Origin of the sequence: Roseibium algicola, from assembly GCF_001999245.1 — a bacterium.
Lineage (GTDB): Bacteria > Pseudomonadota > Alphaproteobacteria > Rhizobiales > Stappiaceae > Roseibium > Roseibium algicola.
The window spans coordinates 6,112,016-6,132,548 of sequence record NZ_CP019630.1 but is presented as its reverse complement, the minus strand read 5'-3'; the positions used below and the strand labels follow the sequence as shown (position 1 = coordinate 6,132,548).

The 20,533-nt window shown below is 58.5% G+C and carries 8 protein-coding genes; 5 read left to right on the top strand and 3 right to left on the bottom strand.

What is annotated here, in order from left to right; translation table 11 throughout:
* Positions 1-94: 94 nt before the first annotated feature.
* Positions 95-448 carry a cupin domain-containing protein gene (locus tag B0E33_RS28270; protein ID WP_077293069.1) on the top strand — a complete coding sequence of 118 codons (354 nt, stop codon included), beginning with the start codon at positions 95-97 and terminating at the stop codon, positions 446-448.
* 226 nt (positions 449-674) lie between these two features.
* Here the strand turns inward: B0E33_RS28270 and B0E33_RS31185 are convergent, their stop codons facing one another.
* The 3 genes from B0E33_RS31185 to B0E33_RS28260 all read right to left on the bottom strand — a co-directional run bounded on the left by B0E33_RS31185 (position 675) and on the right by B0E33_RS28260 (position 2,660).
* A complete protein-coding gene (locus tag B0E33_RS31185) occupies positions 675-851 on the bottom strand; it encodes a hypothetical protein (RefSeq protein ID WP_023004113.1) in 177 nt (58 codons plus the stop codon).
* The gene (locus B0E33_RS28265; protein WP_077293068.1) at positions 851-1,429 is read right to left on the bottom strand and encodes a YcjF family protein; all 579 of its coding nucleotides are present in this window, start codon (positions 1,427-1,429) and stop codon (positions 851-853) included. Before B0E33_RS28265 ends, B0E33_RS31185 begins: the two co-directional genes overlap by 1 nt.
* A 100-nt stretch (positions 1,430-1,529) precedes the next feature.
* Positions 1,530-2,660, bottom strand: a complete 1,131-nt coding sequence (locus B0E33_RS28260) for a prohibitin family protein (RefSeq protein ID WP_023004115.1) — start codon at positions 2,658-2,660, stop codon at positions 1,530-1,532.
* Between the two features lie 281 nt (positions 2,661-2,941).
* On the opposite strand from B0E33_RS28260, the gene B0E33_RS28255 reads away from it, so the two are divergent.
* The 4 genes from B0E33_RS28255 (at position 2,942) to B0E33_RS28240 (ending at position 20,510) form a co-directional block, all read left to right on the top strand.
* Positions 2,942-3,613 carry a class I SAM-dependent methyltransferase gene (locus tag B0E33_RS28255; RefSeq protein WP_077293067.1) on the top strand — a complete coding sequence of 224 codons (672 nt, stop codon included), beginning with the start codon at positions 2,942-2,944 and terminating at the stop codon, positions 3,611-3,613.
* 173 nt (positions 3,614-3,786) lie between these two features.
* Positions 3,787-5,157 (top strand): NtaA/DmoA family FMN-dependent monooxygenase, encoded by a 1,371-nt coding sequence (locus B0E33_RS28250; RefSeq protein WP_228148046.1) that lies wholly within the window; start codon positions 3,787-3,789, stop codon positions 5,155-5,157.
* Between the two features lie 70 nt (positions 5,158-5,227).
* On the top strand, positions 5,228-18,970 hold the full coding sequence (locus tag B0E33_RS28245) for a non-ribosomal peptide synthetase (RefSeq protein WP_077293065.1): 13,743 nt from the start codon (positions 5,228-5,230) through the stop codon (positions 18,968-18,970).
* On the top strand, positions 18,960-20,510 hold the full coding sequence (locus B0E33_RS28240; RefSeq protein ID WP_077293064.1) for a 4-hydroxyphenylacetate 3-hydroxylase N-terminal domain-containing protein: 1,551 nt from the start codon (positions 18,960-18,962) through the stop codon (positions 20,508-20,510). Before B0E33_RS28245 ends, B0E33_RS28240 begins: the two co-directional genes overlap by 11 nt.
* Positions 20,511-20,533 lie beyond the last annotated feature (23 nt).

Genomic DNA, 20,533 nt, shown 5'->3' with positions numbered 1-20,533 from the left:
GGACAATTGAAGGCCAAGGTCATCTGGTCAGCATCGTTAGCGGAGGCTAGCATCCGGCAGTTCAAACTGATCCATCTTTGACAGAGAGACCCGCATGCACGCCTTCCTGCCGTTCAATCTAGACGACATCGTTTCCGAACAAGATGCGCCAGCACCGGAAAAGGTTATTGCGGGCGATCCTAAGTTTACCACCTGGTTGGTTGAAACGACGGACAACGAGACCCTGTTCTCGGGCGTATGGGAAGCAACACCGGGAGCCTGGAAAATCTCTTATGACGAATGGGAGTTCTGTTCGATCCTTTCCGGCAGGTCGGTGCTGACCGACAAGGACGGCGTCACCCGGGAAATTGGCCCCGGAGACAGCTTTGTCCTGCAGCCCGGTTTCTCCGGAACCTGGGAAGTCCTTGAAACCACTCGCAAGCTTTTTGTGATCCGCCTGCCGTCTTGACGATGGGGCATTCCAGGAGCTGAGCAACGTGACTTTTCAGGATTAGCTGCGAACGCATATGAGCACGTACCCTGACCTTTTGGAGTTCGTTAAGGTCAGGGTAGATTGCAGCGCTATTGTTTGGGGTACCTCAACAGCATCGTGCTGCTCGTAAGCTGATGAGGCTTTTGAGGCAGCTGAAGAGAAACCGGGAACGGTGTTACCCGGTTTGCTTTTTTCGGTCAGATTACTTCTGCGACTGAAAACCGGCAGGTTCTGTCAGCAAAAGGATGACGAACACCAGAACGGGTGTCAGCACCACGCTTGCCAGGAAGCAGCCGAACGAACCAAGCCGTGTGTCCCGACCGCGGTAACCGACCAGGACACACAAGAGCAGATAGATGACCAGTGGCGCGACAAACATCAGGCGGCTTCCGACTTCTCTTCCGCGATGTCTTCGCCCTTCTTCACCATCTTCTTGAAATGCTCCTTGTAGGCAGCCGCGTCGAAGCTCAGGAAATCTCCACCCTTTTCAAAATGCTGCTGGAATACCTTGCCGACGGCAAAGGTGAAGGCACCAAGCGTAGCGCCTGATCCGACGATACCGAGCGCAGTGCCGAGCACGGGAATGGTTTTCATGAAGCTGGTGGCAATAAAGGTTCCTGCACCGACACCGCCGAGACTTCCCAGAAGCGTGGTTACTGCGGTTCTTGCGCGATTTTCCGAGAATGGCACGTCATAAACGGCTGCCAGCTTGCGGATGAGGTTGAGCTGCGTTCCGATTGCGGCGACGAGATCGAAGATCGGAACTGGAATGAGGCCGGTACCTGTGCCGACGATAACATGGTCCCGAATGATCTTTTCGGCTGCCAGCGTGCGTTCTTCCGGGGTCAGCGGAGCACTTTCGGTCTGAGCCTTGCCATCTGCCAGCTTTTCAGCTGCATCAACAGTGTCCTCAGCTTCTGATTTTGCGGAACTTGTGCGAGTGGACTTCGTTGTCATTTCACAGTTTCCTTCCTTCAGCGTCGCAGCTCCCCGCTGCTTACTCTACGTGAGCGTAGCTTGAGTGCGGTCCGATTTCAATCTTACAATCAGCGCGGTATCAATTGTCAGTTTGCGGCTTTTCCGTGTTTTGATCATTCGAAGCAGGCGCGGTCTCACCTGACGTCGTGCTTTCGCTTGATGTACTGTCGCCGGTCGAATTTTCGTCAGGCCTCAGCTGTGTCTCCTGATCCTGAGATGTATCTGCCTCTGCTGTAGGAGCGTTCGGGAAAAGCTGTGGCAGGTTATCGAAATCAGGCAATCGGTAGCGCTGCGGATTAACCGGAGCGGGCGCTGGTAAATTCGGCTGGTTTGCAATGTCGCTGCCCAGGATGAGCGGAAGCTGATCTTTCCCGCCACCGACGATCACGATCTTGCTGTTGTTGGACTTGGACAGTTCGACGGTCGCTTCAATTCCGCGCCAGGTCAGCAGTTGCGGCGTCAGGGCATCTGCAACAATCGAGTAGAATGTCTGGTAGCCGATGGCGTCGATCCGCTTGCGCTCCGCTTCCTTGCGGGCCTGTTCCAGCACGTATTCATAGGCGAGGGCGTTCTGTTCCTCGGTCAGCTTACGTGAAATCGCCTGATTGATTTCCTTCGGCAGCTCGATCCGCCGGATGATAACCTGGTCGAAGACGATGAGATCCTGATTGTTGGCTTCAATGGTCTCCATGACTTCCTTTTCGAGGCGCGTCATGTCGACCTGATAAAGCTCATGAGGGTCGTATTTGCCTATCACCGAGCGAACCGCTTCCACGGCGGTCGGGCGGACGAAACGGTCGGCGTATTCCGGCCCGATCGCCCGATGCAGTTTGCCGGCATTATCCGCCTTCGGGTAATACAGAACCGAAATATCGGATGTGATGCGCAAGCCGTCCGCTGCCAGGCCGTGGACCGTTTCATCCTGTTTCTGGATGCGGACTTCGTACCGGTAGATGCGGTTCCACGGCCATTTGATGTTGATGCCTTCGGGATAAACAAACCTGGTTTCGGTGCCGACGGTGAGGGTTCTGAACAGGACGCCGACTTCACCCGGCCCGATGACAAAGAACGTCAGAGGCCACAAGACAATCGAGACGAAACCAAGCAGCAGCAGATAGGCGATGGCCTTGTCGGTCCGGCTCATCCTGTGGATCTTGCGCGGCTTCTTTTTCGGCTTACCAACTTCGACGTCGTCTTCCGCAACGCTCATTCAGCGCTCCCAGGAATTGAAACGGCTCCGCAGCTCGTTAAAGTGACCTAGCGGCCAAGAAACGCATAAAAACAAGAACTCTCAATGCTTTCCGAGCAGTCTTGTCTGCGTCAATTGCAGCACAGTTGCAAGAAAACAACTCTGTGGCAAGCGTGTTTCTTGAGCTAGGCAAGAGCCAAAGAATTTGCTTAAGTTGTGTTGTGTAGCGTTGCGTCACTACAACGTATGGTTAATTTCACGGTTTGTGAAACCAAGATCGAAACAGACTATGGGAGTGGTGAGTGTCAGCCAGCACAGAGTCATTCAGTTTCGATCGCAAGGACCTTAGCCGGTTCCTTTTCGACCTTTACGATTATGAGCCAAGGCTCTTGCGCAAGCTGATCTCCGCCAGGCCCTACGTTTGCCCATTCGAAGAGATGGAGCGGCATGTTCCAGCAAATGCAAAGGTTCTGGATGTAGGCTGCGGCAATGGCGCGTTGCTGGCGATTCTGCTGGCATCCGGAAGGATAAGCGAAGCAACCGGCTGCGATGTCCACGAAGGCGCTCTTGCCTCGGCCCGCAAGGCAGCGGGGAGAACGGGGCACTCAGCGGAAGTATCCTTCCTGCGAATTGGCAGCTTCGCGGAGCTGCCGGACGACTGCTTCGATGTGGTGACCATGGTCGACGTGCTGCACCATGTTGCCGAACCTGAACGGATGACGGCTGTTGAAGAGGCGATCAAACGGGTCGGTCCCGCAGGAGTGTTTCTTTTCAAGGATATGGTCGAAGCACCTTTCTGGCGCCGCCTGGCCCACAATATCGATGACCTGATTTTTTCCGGTGAATGGGTGAAGCAGGTGAAAACCGCAGAAGTTGAGAAGCAGGTAAGGGCTGCGGGCTTTGAACTGGTCGAGAGTCTCGAAATACCAAGGGTCTTTTACGGCAACACCCTGAGGGTTTTTCGAAAAATTTAGTAAACGTCGAAAAGAGATATGTTGAACGACGAATGTGAATAAAAATTAACTTATCTTCTGCGAAAAATTCGTGAATTGTTTTTTATTGCCGTTAGGTCATGAGAATGAAAAGTGAGTAGGTAGCGAATTTAAACGATCGATTACTTTGCTTAAAGCCGGTCTTGGGGGGTGATTTGAGTTCTGGTGTTGCAAATCGTCATATGTTTCTGGCCGGGTATATTCTGGTGCCTGGAAGCCATTTCGCCGGCATGTGGCGCCACCCGTACAGCGAAACGGATTTCTGTGATCCCGATCTCTTCAAGGATACGGCGGTCACATTGGAACGGGGCGGGTTCGACCTCGCATTCATTCCAGAATCGCTCAGCGTGACAACCGGACTGAACGACAACTACGAAACCTTTTTGAAACACGGTGCGGTTGGTGCCATTCGCCATGACCCGAACCTGCTGGTTTCCCTCATGGCCTCGGTAACGAAGTCGCTCGGTTTTACCGTCACGCTATCGACCACCTACATGGAACCTTATCATCTGGCCCGTACGCTCAGTACGCTGGACCATTTCAGCAGGGGCCGGATCTCGTGGAATGTCGTAACCTCCGCTGGTCCGAGCAACGGGCACAATTTCGGTCATTTCCCAAAGCTCATTTCTCCCGAAGCCTATGACAGGGCGGAAGAGATCCTGGAGATCTGCCGCAAGCTCTGGAAGTCCTGGGAACCGGACGCGCTGGTAAGCGACAAGGCGTCCGGGCTTTACGCGGACACCGGCAAGATCCATCCCATTGATCACGAAGGCGAACGCTTCAAACTTCGAGGTCCCTTGTCACTTCCCGCCGGACCGGACGGTGAACCGATCCTGATGAGTGTCGGCGTTTCTCCGCGGGGTCGTGATTTTTCCGCCAAATGGGTTGATGTCGTTTTCGCCATTCAGGCAGATGCCGAGGGCATGTCGGAACTGCGTGCCGATGTTCGCCGCCGGGCTGCAGAGATGGGGCGCGACCCGGAGAAGATATTCCTGCTGACGGCGGTGCAGCCTGTGATCGGTGAAACCGAAGCCATTGCAAAAGCGCGGGCCGAATATCTGGACGAGCTGATCCATCCGGATGTCGCCATCGCCTTTCTGTCGGGCATGATCGGCGTCGACGCGACAGGTTTCGATCCTGATACGCCAATCGACAAGGTGTTGGAGAGTTCTGGCAAGTCGCCAAACAAGGCGGCTGTCGATGGCGGAGCCGCATTTCCCTGGTTGGAGAGGATCCGGGAAGAGGACAGGGGAAGGCTCTGGACGCTTCGCGACATTGCCATTCGGATGGCGCGGAGCACGTCGACGCCGCGTCTTGTCGGAACGCCGGAACAGGTGGCCGATCAGCTTGAGAGCTATTTTACAAGCGGCGCTTGCGACGGCTTCGTGATTACCCCGACCCACTTTCCCGGAAGCTTTGACGAGTTTTCCCGCTCCGTCGTGCCAATTCTCCGCCAGCGAGGGCACGTACGGCCGGCGGGGCACGACCCTTTGACACTCAGGCAGCGCCTCGGGCTGCAAGGCTGACGATATTTCAATTCGGTTTCGGCCGGACAAGCAAAACAGAAACGGCAATTCTTCGACGGAGTTGATCTCAATGACATCCCGCGAAAGTGGTTTCCAGACAGCAAGGGCAAAGGCTGCCTCAGGCAGCATTGCGCGTCCGGATGCCAGCCATTTGCCGTTGGAAGCAACATCGGACAATGAGACTGATTCTGTTCGCGCACTTTTTGCCAGGCAGGTGAAGTCGAGACCTGGTGACACGGCACTGATACTGCCGGATAAGGTTCTGACCTTCGAGGAACTGGACCGGAAGGCGAACCGTGTCGCGTGGTACCTCATCGGCCGGGGTATCGGGCCTGGCAAGATCGTGGCACTCGGCTGTGCTACCGGGCCGGACCTCGTCGTAAGCCTGCTGGGCGTGATCAAGACCGGAGCGTGCTACATGCCGCTCGATCCGACCTATCCTCGACAGCGTCTGATTGACATGCTTCAAGACGCAGAACCGGATCTGATCCTTGCGGAACAACCGGTCGCCGGCGTCGTTGAGGCGGCTGGTCAGACAGCGCGGGCGGTCTTTCTCGGAAACGGTTCGCTGAGCCGGGACATCGCCGGACAGCCTGATACCGCACCTGTGGGTGGTGATCTTGTTCGCCGGCTGACTGGCGATGATCCTGCCTATCTGGTCTATACGTCCGGTTCCACCGGGCGGCCCAAGGGCGTTCTCGGGCGGCAGGCCGCTCTTGCCAACAGGCTGGCCTGGATATCGGAAGCCTTGCCCTTCGCGCCAGGTGAGCGAACGCTGTTCAAGACCTCCTTGAACTTCATTGACGGGTCGACGGAGCTGTTGGGCGCCTTGTGCAATGGCTGTGCGGTCGTCCTTGCAACCGGCAATGTTTCCGCTGACCCGAGGCGACTGGCAGAGACGGTGGCGACGTTTGCCGTCACGCGGTTGACCGTTGTGCCGAGCCTGCTGGCAAGTCTTCTCGAGGACGACTGTTTGCCAGACTTGAAGGTCTGCCGGACCTGGGTCACGAGTGGCGAGCCTCTACCATCAAGTCTTCTGCAAAAATTCTGCGAAAAACTGCCAGACGCCCGCTTGTTCAACTTCTACGGTGCGTCAGAAGCTGCGGGGGACAGCCTCTGGGCGCGATGTGAAGCAGACGGGAAAATTGCCATCGGCAACCCTATACGGGAAACAGTCGTCTACCTGCTCGACGATCTGCTTCAGCCTGTCTCCGACGGAGAGACCGGTGAACTCTACATAACCGGCACAGGTCTTGCGCTTGGATATCATCGCCAACCGGACAAGACCGCAGAACGGTTCATAGCTTCGCCGTTCGGACCCGCTGGTGCCTTGCTTTACAGAACAGGCGACGTTGCGCGGCGAATGCCTGACGGTGGCTACGAGTATCTGGGGCGTTCCGACCATCAGGTGAAGATACGCGGCGTCCGTGTCGAGCCGGGAGAGGTCGCAGCAGCCCTGGACAGATTGCCGGAGGTTGCCCGTTCGGCTGTCGTTGCGAAGCGACCTGACAACACGGACGTCTATCTTGCTGCCTATGTTGTCTGGGAAGTGGGAGCCGACAAGGATATCGCAAGGCTTATGGCCGCCTTGGCAGAAGCTCTCCCTCCAGCTTTTCTGCCGTCGGCGATCATGGCTCTCGATGCACTTCCGCTCACACCCAATGGCAAGTTGGACAGGGCAGCGTTGCCGGATCCGGTGCCGACGGCTAGACGGAGCGCAAGCGGAACGCAGAGCGACCTTGAAACCGCAATCTGTGAGGCATTTACAGAGCTGCTCGGCGTCCACTCGGTTTCAGTCCATGATAATTTCTTTCTCCTGGGTGGGCATTCACTGCTGGCCGCTCGTCTTGCATATCGACTGAGAGACCGTTTTGGCGTACAGATCGCTCCAGGCGAGATTTTCGACGCGCCGACACCGGCTGCGCTTGCCCGTCTGATAGGGGCAGCGAAACCATGTTCCCTGAAACAGAAATCCGTTGCGCGACCCGACAAGCTTCCGCTGTCTTCTGCTCAAAAGCGTCTCTGGTTCCTGCAGCGGCTTCACCCGGAAGATACTTCCTACAATCTGGTCTACCGCTTCCGGCTTTCCGGTGCTGTCGATCCGTCCGTTCTTGGGCAAGCCTGGTCAGACGTTATCGACAGGCACGAAGTCTTGAGGACCGTTTATCCGCAAGACGGGGTCGGAGCGCCGTATCAGGACATCCGTACGGGTTTCGTTTCGGAAGATGTCATCCGGATTGTTTCAGTACCGGCAGCTGAAGGCCGGTCAGAACTCACCCGTCAGTCTTCCAGGCCGTTCGATCTGTGCAAGGACCTGCCGGTGAGAGTGTCCATCGTTACGGACGAAAATTTCGGTCCTGAACCGCAATGCATGATGCAGATTGTTGTGCATCATATCGCGATTGACGGTGGCGCCCTGCGCCCATTGCTTGCCGACTTCGAGACGGCCTTTGCGGCGAGAATGAGCGGCAAGGAACCTGTCTGGCAAAAGCCGGCAGTCCAATATGCCGACTTCGCAAGTTGGCAGCATACCCGGCTGTCCGAGGCAGCAGAACAGGAACTTGCCGCTCGTCTTGCCGAAGCAAGCGAAGACCTCGCTGGCGCTCCGGATTGCGTTGATTTGCCTTGTGCCGAGGGGCAACGAAAGAATACCTATTGGCAAGGCGACGGAGTAGCCGTCGCGATCCCGCCAGAGCTTCATTGCAAGCTTGAGCGACTGGCAATGGAAACTCGGACCAGCCTGTTCATGGTACTGCAGGCTGCGATGGCTGCGACCTTGTCGCGGCTCGGCGCAGGGGAAGACATCGTCATCGGAACGCCTGTCGATGGCCGCCCGGACAGCTCTTTCGAAGAAACCATAGGCCTCTTCGTCAACATGCTGGCGCTCCGGAGCGATCTTTCCGGCAGGCCGACCTTTCGCGCGTTATTGGCCGATACGCGTCAGCGGAACCTTGCCGCCTATTCCCGCCGGGACGTGCCATTCGAGCTCGTGGTCGACAAGGTCGCTCCACGCAGGGACCTGTCCTTTCATCCGGTGTTCCAGACCGTTCTGGCGCTCGATATGGCAGGAGAGACTGTTCTTACCTTGCCGGGGTTGGACTGCGAAGTTGAAGACGTGCCTGTCGAAGCCTCAAAGTTCGATCTTTCCTTCGACCTGACTGCTCATCGCGACGAGGTCGGAGGCGCAGGCGGTATCGACGGGCGGATCGAATTCCGGACAGATCTCCTGGATCGGGAGGTTGCGGGTAATATTTCCCGGCGTTTCATCGATCTGCTTCGCGCAGCCGTGGAAAATCCCGACAAACGGATCGACCACCTCATGATTGTCGATCCCGACGAAGCGTCACGCCTTGCCGCCTTGTGCGAAGGCGAGCAGGTCGAAAAAGCTGCGATCGAAATGGCTTTGCCCGAGCGGTTTCGTCTGTTGGCCAGGGAAAAGGGCGAGAAGGTCGCTCTCTCCAGCCAGACCCGCACGCTTTCCTATGCCGAGCTCGATGCATTGTCGGACCGCGTTGCGCAAAACCTCCTCCGCCGGGGTGTTGCACCCGGGGCGCGGGTCGCGGTCCTGATGGACCGTTCCATTGATCTTGTCGTCGCAACGCTCGCGATCGTGAAGGCAGGCGGGGCATATGTTCCCTTGAACAGGAACGATCCTGCCAACAGACTTCAACAACTTGTTGCCGACACCCGGGCCCACCTCGTGCTGACCGACAGTGAAGACGCGATATCAGTCAGTTTCAATGATGCACCCTGCGTTCCTTTCAGCCACCTGCAAGTGGCGGCGGGAAAGGAGACCTTACCGAATATCGCCAGTGGACAGATCGCCTGCGTTCTCTTCACCTCCGGCTCCACAGGCAAGCCGAAGGGGATCGCGATCAGCCACCGCAATATTCAGGCCCTCGCGCTCGACGGATGCTGGCCGGAAGGCTCTCATGAGCGGGTCTTGCTGCATTCGCCCTATGCATTTGACGCTTCGACCTATGAAATCTGGACGCCGCTCATGTTGGGGCAGGAGCTTTTCATCGCGCCGCCTGGCATTCTCGATGCTGAAACGATTGCGCGGCTTGTCGAAGAGCGCAAGGTGTCTGCAGCCTGCATCACGACACGTCTTTTCAACATCATTGCAGGTGAAAAACCCGAAGCATTCAAGCCTTTGAGGTCAGTGCTGATAGGTGGTGAGGCGGCTTCCGCAGAAGCCTTGCGCCGGGCAACGGCAGCCTCGCCAGGGACTCGGTTCGTCAATGGCTATGGCCCGGCAGAGGGCACGACCTTCGTGACCTGGCATGCAATGCACACGCTGGAGAAATCCGCGCACAAGGTTCCCATCGGGTTGCCGCGTGACAATTGTAGCGTCCGAATTCTGGATGACCGCCTGCAACCTGTCGGTATCGGCATGGTGGGCGAGCTTTACCTGGCCGGTGACTGCCTGACGCTTGGCTATCTCGACCGGACTGGTCTGACGGCCGAGCGCTTCGTTGCCGATCCCGTGGGGCCCGCAGGCAGCAGAATGTATCGGACCGGGGATCTGGTGCGCTGGCGCAGCGACGGCTTGCTGACCTTCGTCGGACGTGCCGACCACCAGGTCAAGATCAATGGCTTCCGTATCGAGCCGCAGGAAATTGAAAACGCTATCGGTAGGCAGTCGGACATAGGCCAGTGCACGGTGATCGTGCGTGAAGACAGGCCCGGGGAAAAGAAACTCGTTGCCTATGTGGTTGGTACGGGGACAGGAGAACCAGATCTTGCAGGCTTGCGAAAAAGGCTTGCCGAGACACTCCCTGCATTCATGGTGCCAGCCCATTTTGTTCTTCTGGAACAACTTCCTTTCACGACCAATGGCAAGTTGGACATCAAGCGCCTGCCTGCGCCTGAAATTCACGGCGATGGAGCGAAGGTACCCGCGGGGCAAACCGAGACCGATATCTGCGCGTTGTTTGCTGATGTTCTGGGTCTGGAAACCGTAGGGCCTGCCGACAACTTCTTCGCACTTGGCGGCGACAGTATTCTCTCCATTCAACTGGTCAGCCGAGCACGGCGAGCAGGGCTGGTGTTTTCGGCAAGAGATGTCTTCAGCAACAAGACCCCTGCAGAGCTGGCAACGGTTGCGCAAAGGCAGCAATTGCCGGAGATCGGAACTGATCTCAAGTCAGGATGGATCAGCGAGGAAGATCTGAGCATTGTCAGCAGCCGCTACGGCAGTTTGCTATCGACGGTGTGGCCGTTGACGGGCCTTCAGTCTGGTTTGCTGTTTCATGCCTTGATGGACGCTGAGACGGGCGAGGACGCCTACAAGGTGCAGACGGTGGTCAGCCTGGATGGCCCGGTGGATGTGCAGCGTCTTGAGTCGAGCCTTCAGGCTCTCGTTGCCCGGCACGCACCTCTGCGGGCTGTCTTCTGCCACGAAGGCCTGAGTGATCCCGTTCAGGTGATCCTGTCGAAGGTCGAGCTGCCGTTTGAGCAGGTGGACTTGTCCGAGGACGCAGATCCGGAAGCGGAGCTGGATCTATTGCTTCGGGAAGACAGAAAGATCCGTTTCGACCTTGCTCAAGATCCACTGCTGCGTGTCTGCCTCGTAAAACGTCCGGACGGCGGTGCGTGGCTGGTGTTGAGCAATCACCACATTCTTCTCGACGGCTGGTCGCTGCCGGTGCTGATGCGGGAGCTGAAGGAGATTTATGAAGCCGGCGGGGCAGGGGGGCTGCCGCCTGTAACGCCGTTTGACCGGTATCTCGGCTGGCTGCAGCAGCAGGACAAGAAGGCTGCGAAAGCGGCTTGGCAAGAAGCTCTGTCCGGTCTGGAAGAACCGACCCGGCTGGCGGCCTCTGTCTGTGGCCAGTCTGCAAACACGTCCACCGGCTCCTCGTCAGGTGAAGGCAGTGCGGTGCTGCGCTTTGACGATCTGCTGAGCGAGGACGCAACCCGGTCATTGGAAGGCCTGGCCCGCACGCTGGACATCACCTTGAACACGGTGCTCCAGGGCGCCTGGTCGGTCGTGCTTGGCCGCATCTGTGGGCGGGATGATCTGGTCTTCGGCACGACGGTCTCCGGCCGACCTGCCGAGATCACCGGCGTCGAAACCATGGCGGGTCTCTTCATCAACACCGTGCCGGTAAGGGCAAAGCCTGTTCCGGCAACACCCGTCACCGCCTTCCTGAAGGAGCTGCAGTCCCGTCAGGCCGCACTTCTGCCGCACCAGCATCTGGGGCTGCCGGAGATCCAGGCAGAAGCGGGACTTGGAGACCTGTTCGACACGCTGGTGGTGTTCGAGAACTATCCCTTCAGCGACGAGACCCATGAGGCTTCGCCGGATGGCCTGCGGATCAGCGGTGTCGAGGTGCATGACCAGACCCATTATCCTTTGAGCCTGATGGTTGTTCCGGGCAAACGGCTGCTGCTGCGGCTGGATTGCCGGGAAGAAAGGATCGGCGGAGACCTTGGCCGCAGTCTTCTTGGGCAGTTGTGCAATGTGCTGGCGCAGATGGTCTCCCGTCCGGAAGCGCCGCTCGGATCTCTCGAGATGCTGCCGGCTTCTGAAAGAAAGGCTGTGCAGGACCGGTGGAACGCAACACGGCACGCCTTGCCGGAAGGGGATCTGACGGAGCTTGTCTCCGCAACGGCTTCCCGGTTTGGAACGCGGGAAGCGGTTATCGGCAGCACGGAGCGGCTGACCTATGCCGAGCTTGAGGTACGGGCAAACCGGCTGGCGCATCTTCTGATCCGGCGCGGCATTGGTGCTGAGGACCGGGTCGCGATTGCCTTACCGAGAAACCCGGACATGATCGTGGCGCTGCTGGCGGTGCTGAAAACGGGCGCCGCCTATCTGCCGCTGGATCCGGACTATCCGGCAGCCCGCATTGCGATGATGCTGGACGATGCCGCGCCGCGTCTTGTGATCTCCGAGACGGCAACAGCAGCCGCCTTGACGGATGGTGCGCCGATATCGGCGCTTCTGCTGTTGGATGCCGACGCGACCGGGTCCGAGTTGGCCAAGATGTCCGCTTCGGCCCCGACCGATGCCGACCGGAAACAGCCGATTAACCCCGCGCACCCGGCCTACGTCATCTATACGTCCGGCTCGACCGGTAAGCCGAAAGGTGTCGTCGTTACACGCGAGGGGCTTTCAAATCTCGCCTATGCCCAGATCGAACGGTTTGCGATTTCGGAACAGTCTCGGGTCGCGCAGTTCGCATCCTTCAGTTTCGACGCCGCCTTTTCGGAAATCGCCACGGCACTGGTCTCCGGTGCGACTCTTGTGATCTGGCCAAGACAGGCATTCACAGATCCCGCAGCCCTGAAGACATTCATGTACGCGCAAAGGGTAACGCATATCACGTTGTCGCCGAGCCTCTTGAGCGTGATGTCGACGACAGACCTTCCCGAAGGTTGTGTGCTGGTAACGGCCGGTGAAGCCATCAGCGTGCCGGAAGTTCGCAGATGGTCTGACCGTTGTTGCCTCGTCAATGCTTACGGCCCTACAGAAGTGACTGTGTGCGGTTCCATGAGCTTGCCGCTGACACCTGTTCAGGAAGGCGATATCGCGCCCATCGGGTTGCCGATCTGGAATTCCAGCCTCTACGTTCTTGATCAAACGCTTCAGCCCGTCCCGAACGGTGTGGCTGGAGAACTTTACATCGGCGGTGCCGGCCTTGCGCGGGGCTATCAGAACCTTGCGGATCTGACCTCTTCCAGATTTGTCGCCGACCCGTTCGCCGGTGCCGGACGGCGAATGTACCGAACAGGGGATCTCGTCTATCGGGCGGAAGACGGCAATCTCTTTTTCCTGGGCCGCAGTGATGCGCAGGTCAAGGTCCGGGGGCGACGTATCGAGCCGGGCGAGATCGAACGCGTGCTTCTGGAACGCAGCGATGTCGCCCAATGTCTCGTGAGCGTCTACAGCGACCGGAAGGGCGCTTCGAGGCTTGTTGCCTATGTGATCGGGCAGGAACGATCGGATCCAAGTGCAGAAGAGCTGCAGCGCTACTGCGCCGACCGTCTGCCGGATTATATGGTTCCGGCACAGATAGACCTCTTGCCCTACTTGCCAAGGCTTCCGAACGGCAAGATCGACAGGAAGGCCCTGCCGGCACCCAGCCGCCCGCAAAGAGCTGAAGAAACAAGACGGCAGTCTCCGGCAGAGCAGGCGGTAGCCGCCGCTTTTGCCGAAACGCTCGGCATTACACCTCCCACGCTCGACGACAGCTTCTTCGGTCTCGGCGGCGACAGCATATCGGCAATCCGGCTTGTTGGACTGTTGCGTCGAAAGGGTCTCAAGGCAACACCGAAAGACGTTTTCGATCACAAGACGGTTTCAAAGCTTGCGAGCGTGGCAAGGACGCTTGAAGGACCGGAAGTCAATGAACTGAAGGAGTTCGAGCCAGATACCGTTTTGCCGACGCCAATCCTGCGCTGGTTTGCAGAACTGGGTGGTCCCGCCGACGGCTTTTTCCAGTCGACCTGTCTGATGCTTCCCAAAGGGGTAAATGCCGAATTCCTGCAAACAGCTCTGGGGGCAATCGTTCAGCGGCACGGGATGCTGCGGGCTCGAGCGAACAAGACTACCCCGGCGATGAAGATTGGTCCGGTTGCCGAGTTCACTGACGTTTTCCCTATAAAGCACATCAGCCTGAGTGAGGTCGAAAACGAAAACGGGCTGAAAGATCTCCTGGAAGAACAGCATGCCGCCGCAGTTGAGGCCTTGTCTCTTTCCCGAGGCAAGGTGTTCAGTGCCATCTGGTTTGACCGTGGCCACATGGAGCCGGGTCTGCTTCTGCTTGTGGCGCACCACCTGGTGATCGATGGTGTCTCCTGGCGCATCCTGAGCGAGGATCTTCGGACAGCTTGGGACGATTGGTCGGCCGACCGCCCGATCAGCCTGGAACCTGAAAGCACTTCTTTCCCAGGATGGAGCAGGCTGCTGCAAGCCGATGCGGCCTCCGATGCGCGCGTATCTGAAGAGGGTTACTGGAGCGCGCTTCTATCATCCGGCACTGAGCGCTTTCTGGCAGGTGATCTGGACGGCAAGCAGGATACGGTTCAGACGTTGAAGTCCCTTGCTAGCCTTCTGAGCGCTGAGGAAACCGAGCAGATCCTGACCCGACTGCCTGCTCTTTACAGCTGCGGACCGCAGGATGTGCTTCTGGCGGCACTTGGCCTTGCCGTTGGAGCTTTCAAAACTTCCAGGTTTGGAAAACCGGGGGGGGCGATCCTGTGCGATGTCGAAGGGCATGGACGCGAAGCGATTGGAGACGCGGACCTCAGCCGAACTGTCGGCTGGTTCACTAGCGTCTTTCCGGCACGACTGGAGGTCACGACGGCGGGAAATGGAATTTCCGGTATGTCCGACGCGGACCTCAAGCAGCTCATCATTGAGATCAAGGAGCAAGCCTCCGCACGTCCCGATCATGGCCTTGGTTATGGAATGCTGCGGTATCTCAACAAGGAGTCCTCCGCCAAACTTGCGAGCGAAAACAAGGCGCAGATCGCCTTCAACTATCTCGGTCGTTTTCCGGCGGGCGCTGGTGGTGCTTGGAGCGCGGCGCCGTTCTTTGGTGGAATGCGCGGCGGATTCGATCCGGCAACACCGCTTGCTCACATGCTTTCCATCGATTGTCAGGCGATCGAAGAGGAAAAGGGCTTTTGCCTCCACACCGAGTTCGGGTTTGCCAGCAGACATCTTTCGGAAAAAGAGATTGCTGAATTCAGGGCTCTCTGGGAAGAAGCTCTGATCCGGCTGGCAGCACACGGCAACTGGTCTAAAGCCGGTGGTCAGTCACCTTCGGACTTCCCGCTGGTTGCTGTTTCCCGGGCCGATGTCGACCTGCTTGTTCAACGCTACGGCGGTTTGCTATCGACGGTGTGGCCGTTGACGGGCCTTCAGTCGGGTTTGCTGTTTCACGCCTTGATGGACGCTGAGACGGGTGAGGATGCCTACAAGGTGCAGACGGTGGTCAGCCTGGATGGCCCGGTGGATGCGCAGCGTCTTGAGGCGAGCCTTCAGGCTCTCGTTGCCTGGCACGCACCTCTGCGGGCCGTCTTCTGCCACGAAGGCCTGAGCGATCCCGTTCAGGTGGTCCTGTCGAAAGTCGAGCTGCCGTTTGAGCAGGTGGACTTGTCCGAGGACGCAGATCCGGAAGCGGAGCTGGATCTCTTGCTTCGGGAAGACAGGAAGACCCGTTTCGACCTTGCTCAAGGTCCATTGCTGCGTGTCTGCCTCGTAAAACGTCCGGACGGCGGTGCGTGGCTGGTGTTGAGCAATCACCACATTCTTCTCGACGGCTGGTCGCTGCCGGTGCTGATGCGGGAGCTGAAGGAGATTTATGAAGCCGGCGGGGCAGGGGGGCTGCCGCCTGTAACGCCGTTTGACCGGTATCTCGGCTGGCTGCAGCAGCAGGACAAGAAGGCTGCGAAAGCGGCTTGGCAAGAAGCTCTGTCCGGTCTGGAAGAACCGACCCGGCTGGCGGCCTCTGTCTGTGGCCAGTCTGCAAACACGTCCACCGGCTCCTCGTCAGGTGAAGGCAGTGCGGTGCTGCGCTTTGACGATCTCCTGAGCGAGGACGCAACCCGGTCCTTGGAAGGCCTGGCCCGCACGCTGGACATCACCTTGAACACGGTGCTCCAGGGTGCCTGGTCGGTCGTGCTTGGCCGCATCTGCGGGCGGGATGATCTGGTCTTCGGCACGACGGTCTCCGGCCGACCTGCCGAGATCACCGGCGTCGAAACCATGGCGGGTCTCTTCATCAACACCGTGCCGGTAAGGGCAAAGCCTGTTCCGGCAACACCCGTCACCGCCTTCCTGAAGGAGCTGCAGTCCCGTCAGGCCGCACTTCTGCCGCACCAGCATCTGGGGCTGCCGGAGATCCAGGCAGAAGCGGGACTTGGAGACCTGTTCGACACGCTGGTGGTGTTCGAGAACTATCCCTTCAGCGACGAGACCCATGAGGCTTCGCCGGATGGCCTGCGGATCAGCGGTGTCGAGGTGCATGACCAGACCCATTATCCTTTGAGCCTGATGGTTGTTCCGGGCAAACGGCTGCTGCTGCGGCTGGATTGCCGGGAAGAAAGGATCGGCGGAGACCTTGGCCGCAGTCTTCTTGGGCAGTTGTGCAATGTACTGGCGCAGATGGCCTCCCGCCCGGAAGCGCCGCTCGGATCTCTCGAGATGCTGCCGGCTTCTGAAAGAAAGGCTGTGCAAGACCGGTGGAACGCAACACGGCACGCCTTGCCGGAAGGGGATCTGACGGAGCTGATCTCCGCAACGGCTTCCCGGTTTGGAACGCGGGAAGCGGTTATCGGCAGCACGGAGCGGCTGACCTATGCCGAGCTTGAGGCACGGGCAAACCGGCTGGCGCATCTTCTGATCCGGCGCGGCATTGGTGCTGAGGACCGGGTCGCGATTGCCTTACCGAGAAACCCGGACATGATCGTGGCGCTGCTGGCGGTGCTGAAAACGGGCGCCGCCTATCTGCCGCTGGATCCGGACTATCCGGCAGCCCGCATTGCGATGATGCTGGACGATGCCGCGCCGCGTCTTGTGATCTCCGAGACGGCAACGGCAGCCGCCTTGACGGACGGTGCGCCGACATCGGCGCTTCTGCTGCTGGATGCCGAGGTGACCGGTGTTGAGCTGGCTGCAATGTCCGCTTCGGCCCCGACCGATGCCGACCGGAAACAGCCGATTGATCCCGAGCACCCGGCCTACGTCATCTACACGTCCGGCTCGACCGGTAAGCCGAAAGGTGTCGTCGTTACACGCGAGGGGCTCAAGAACCTTCTGTGTTGCCTGAGTACCGAGCTTCGCTTTCTGCCGCAGGACAAGGTGCTCAGCGCGACCACGATCGGGTTCGACATTGCCGGGCTTGAGCTCTACGGCCCGCTGCTGATTGGTGCAGGCGTAGTGCTGTTTGAAGGCAATCAGCGCGAAGCGGATCGCCTCCATGACTGGATCGGCCAGGAAAAACCAACGGTCATGCAGGCAACGCCATCGCTCTGGCGGTCGCTTCTGGAGGTTGGGCCACTGCCGCGTTTGCAGGTTCTTGTGGGCGGTGAGGCTCTGGACGGCGGACTAGCGTCGCAGCTGCAAGCCGCAGGGCCGGTGACGAATGTCTATGGCCCGACCGAGACAACGATCTGGTCTGTGAGCGCATCTGTTCGCACCGAAAGTTCAGGCATTCCGTCTATCGGGCAACCTTTGTGGAACTCGCAGGTCTACGTACTTGATGAGACCCTTCAGCCTGTCGCCGAAGGTATTTCCGGCGAACTCTACATCGGCGGGCTTGGGCTCGCACGTGGCTATCACGGGCGTTCGGACCTGACGAGCGAACGCTTTGTTGCCGATCCGTTTGCAGGCCATGGAGCGCGCATGTACCGGACCGGGGACACGGTCTATCGCAGAAGCAACGGTGAGCTTGTGTTCCTGGGACGCGGAGACAGCCAGGTCAAGATCCGAGGCCATCGTATCGAGCTTGGCGAGATCGAGGCGACTATCGCATCGATGACAAACATTGCGAAGGCGGTGGTCTTGGACCGGCCGGATGGAGCGCGAGGTTCTTCGCTCGTTGCCTATGTTGTTCCGGAAGAAGGGGCTGAACTCAAAACTGCTGAGCTTCGTTCCGTGCTCCAGCGAAACCTGCCTGACTACATGGTGCCTGGCGCTTTTATCGTACTCCCGGAATTGCCGTTGACACCAAATGGAAAGTTGAGCCGTCTGGCGCTGCCGGATCCTGTCTGGAAACAGGGAGAAACAAGTCCGGCAACACTCCAGGAAACGTTGTTGTGCAATCTCTTCGCTGAACTGCTGCCCGGCGTAGTGCCGGGACCGGAAGACAGTTTCTTTGATATGGGGGGGCATTCGCTGCTCGCCGCACGCCTGAAGGCACTGATGAAGGAACGCATGGGGCTGGACGTCAGCCTTCGAGATATTTTCGCAACACCGACGGTGCGCGGTTTGCTGTCGCTCGGGCAAGGTCGCAAGACCGGTTTGCTGGAGCCGGTGCTGCAGATCCGGCGGGCAGGATGTCAGGCGCCACTATTCTGCGTTCATCCGGGCTTCGGTCTTGGTTGGACGTATGCCGGTCTTGCTTCCGTCCTGCCAGCCGATGTCCCGATCATCGCCCTTCAGGCGCGCGGCTACATCGGCGAGGCCGTTTTGCCTTCAACGCTGAACCAAATGGCGGCCGATTACGTCGCAAGTGTCAACAAGGTGGCCAGCACGGGCCCGGTTCGGTTGCTTGGTTGGTCGTTCGGAGGGCTGGCTGCCTTCGAAATGGCACGTCTTTTGGAAGAAAGCGGCAGAGACGTCGAGTTCCTGATTCTTCTGGACAGTTATCCGATGCACGAAGAAGACCCGTTGCCGGATCTTTCAGATAGTGGAGCGCGCGGTGCGTTCCTTGAAATGATCGGCTTCGATCCGCATGTACGCGTACCCGAAGACGTTTCCTTTGAGGATGTCCGGAGATTTCTGGAAGACAGTGCCCATCCTCTGGCAGACCTCAGCCCAGTCGACTTCAACAACATGCTGCGGATCGCCCGAAACAACGCGCTGCTCGCACATGGCTATCGGCCCAAGACGTTAAACTGTCCCCTGGTGCATTACGCTTCGAACAATACGAAGCGTATGCTGGGTGTTGAGGCCGATCCCTGGGAAAACCGGACAAACGGACAATTCGAGGCGCACGGACTCGACTGTACACACCATGAAATGACATCGCAGCAGGCCCTTTGCGAAATCGGCGAGGGGCTGAATGCTTTGATGAACCTTGGCGATCAGCCGTTCAGGCAGGCCGTTGCGGAAGGGAGACTAAAGAATGTCGGTTGATATCCTCAATCCCGTGGAACCTGAACACGCTGTACAGCGCGCGATACCCATGACCGGCGCGGAGTTCATCGACAGTCTCCAGGACCAGCGCTGTGTCTATTTCAATGGAGAGCGGGTGACCGACCTGACGGGTCATCCTGCCTTTCGCAACTCGGTACGTTCCCTGGCACGGCTTTACGATGCCCTGCATCAGGATCACGATAGCGGCACCAATGTCCTGACCGCACCTGCCGATGCCGATCCAACCGGTTACACACACCGATATTTCAAGGTGGCCAGATCGGCAGAGGACCTGCTCGGTCAACAGAAGGCGATCGCGGAATGGGCAAAGATGAGCTACGGCTGGATGGGGCGCTCACCGGACTACAAGGCAGCGATCGTCAACACGCTGGAAGCCAACGCGGCCTATTATGGGCCTTTCGCAGACAACGCGCGTTGCTGGTATCATCTGGCTCAGCAGCGCACCTATTTCATGAACCATGCTGTGGCCAATCCGCCGATTGACCGGGCGAAGCCTTTCAGCGATGCAAAAGACATCCTGGTTCACGTTGTCAAGGAAACAGACGCGGGGCTTTATCTTTCAGGTGCAAAGGTTGTCGCGACTTCGGCAGCACTGACCCACTACAACTTTCTCAGCCACCACGCGGTCTCGGAAACCAACGAACCGCCTACGGCTTTCATGTTCTTTCTCGACATGTCGACGCCGGGCATCAAGCTGATCTGCCGGAACTCCTACGAATATGCGGCGAGCCAATCCTCGACGCCGTTCGACAGTCCGCTGTCTTCCCGCTTCGACGAAAACGACGCCATTCTCGTTCTCGACAACGTTTTCGTGCCCTGGGAGAACGTGCTGGTCTATGGGCCTGCACACAAGCCGATCGACTTCCTGATGGACACGGGCTACCTGCAAGGCACCTGTTTCCACGGATGCACCCGGTTTGCGGTGAAGCTGGACTTTCTCGCCGGTCTGCTGACCAGGGCGTTGCACATCACCAGTGGTGACGAGTTTCGCGGAAATCAGGTTCTGCAAGGGGAGGTGATCGCCCTGCGTCACCTGTTCTGGTCGTTGTCGGATGCAATGGCCCGGACACCGGAAGCCTTTGCAGACGGCGCTTTCCTGCCTGGACTATCGGCCGCGCAGGCCTATCGCGCGCTTGCGCCCGATGCCTACGGTCGTGTGAAGGAGATTGTCCAAAAGATCGTCGCGTCCGCGCTGATCTATCTGCCGTCTTCCGCAAAGGATTTCCAGAACCCTGAAATCGACGGTTATCTGGAACGGTACGTGCGCGGCTCCAACGGCGTTGGCTACAAGGACCGTATCAAGCTGATGAAGCTGCTGTGGGACGCCACGGGCTCGGAATTTGCAGGGCGTCACGAGCTTTACGAGCGCAATTATGCCGGCAATCATGAAGAGGTGAAACTGCAGCTTCCTGCAATCGCACGGCGCGACGGTTCAATGGACCAGATGCTGTCGCTTGTTGACCAGTGCCTTGATGATTATGATGAATTCGGCTGGTGCAACACGGCGTGGAAAGACTGACGCGCAAGGTTGGGAGAGACGGC

Bases quoted from the DNA above. Each gene is read 5' to 3' on its own strand.
- B0E33_RS28270 (WP_077293069.1), top strand. From the start codon at position 95: ATGCACGCCTTCCTGCCGTTCAATCTAGACGACATCGTTTCCGAACAA.
- B0E33_RS31185 (WP_023004113.1), bottom strand. From the start codon at position 851: ATGTTTGTCGCGCCACTGGTCATCTATCTGCTCTTGTGTGTCCTGGTC.
- B0E33_RS28265 (WP_077293068.1), bottom strand. From the start codon at position 1,429: ATGACAACGAAGTCCACTCGCACAAGTTCCGCAAAATCAGAAGCTGAG.
- B0E33_RS28260 (WP_023004115.1), bottom strand. From the start codon at position 2,660: ATGAGCGTTGCGGAAGACGACGTCGAAGTTGGTAAGCCGAAAAAGAAG.
- B0E33_RS28245 (WP_077293065.1), top strand. From the start codon at position 5,228: ATGACATCCCGCGAAAGTGGTTTCCAGACAGCAAGGGCAAAGGCTGCC.
- B0E33_RS28240 (WP_077293064.1), top strand. From the start codon at position 18,960: ATGTCGGTTGATATCCTCAATCCCGTGGAACCTGAACACGCTGTACAG.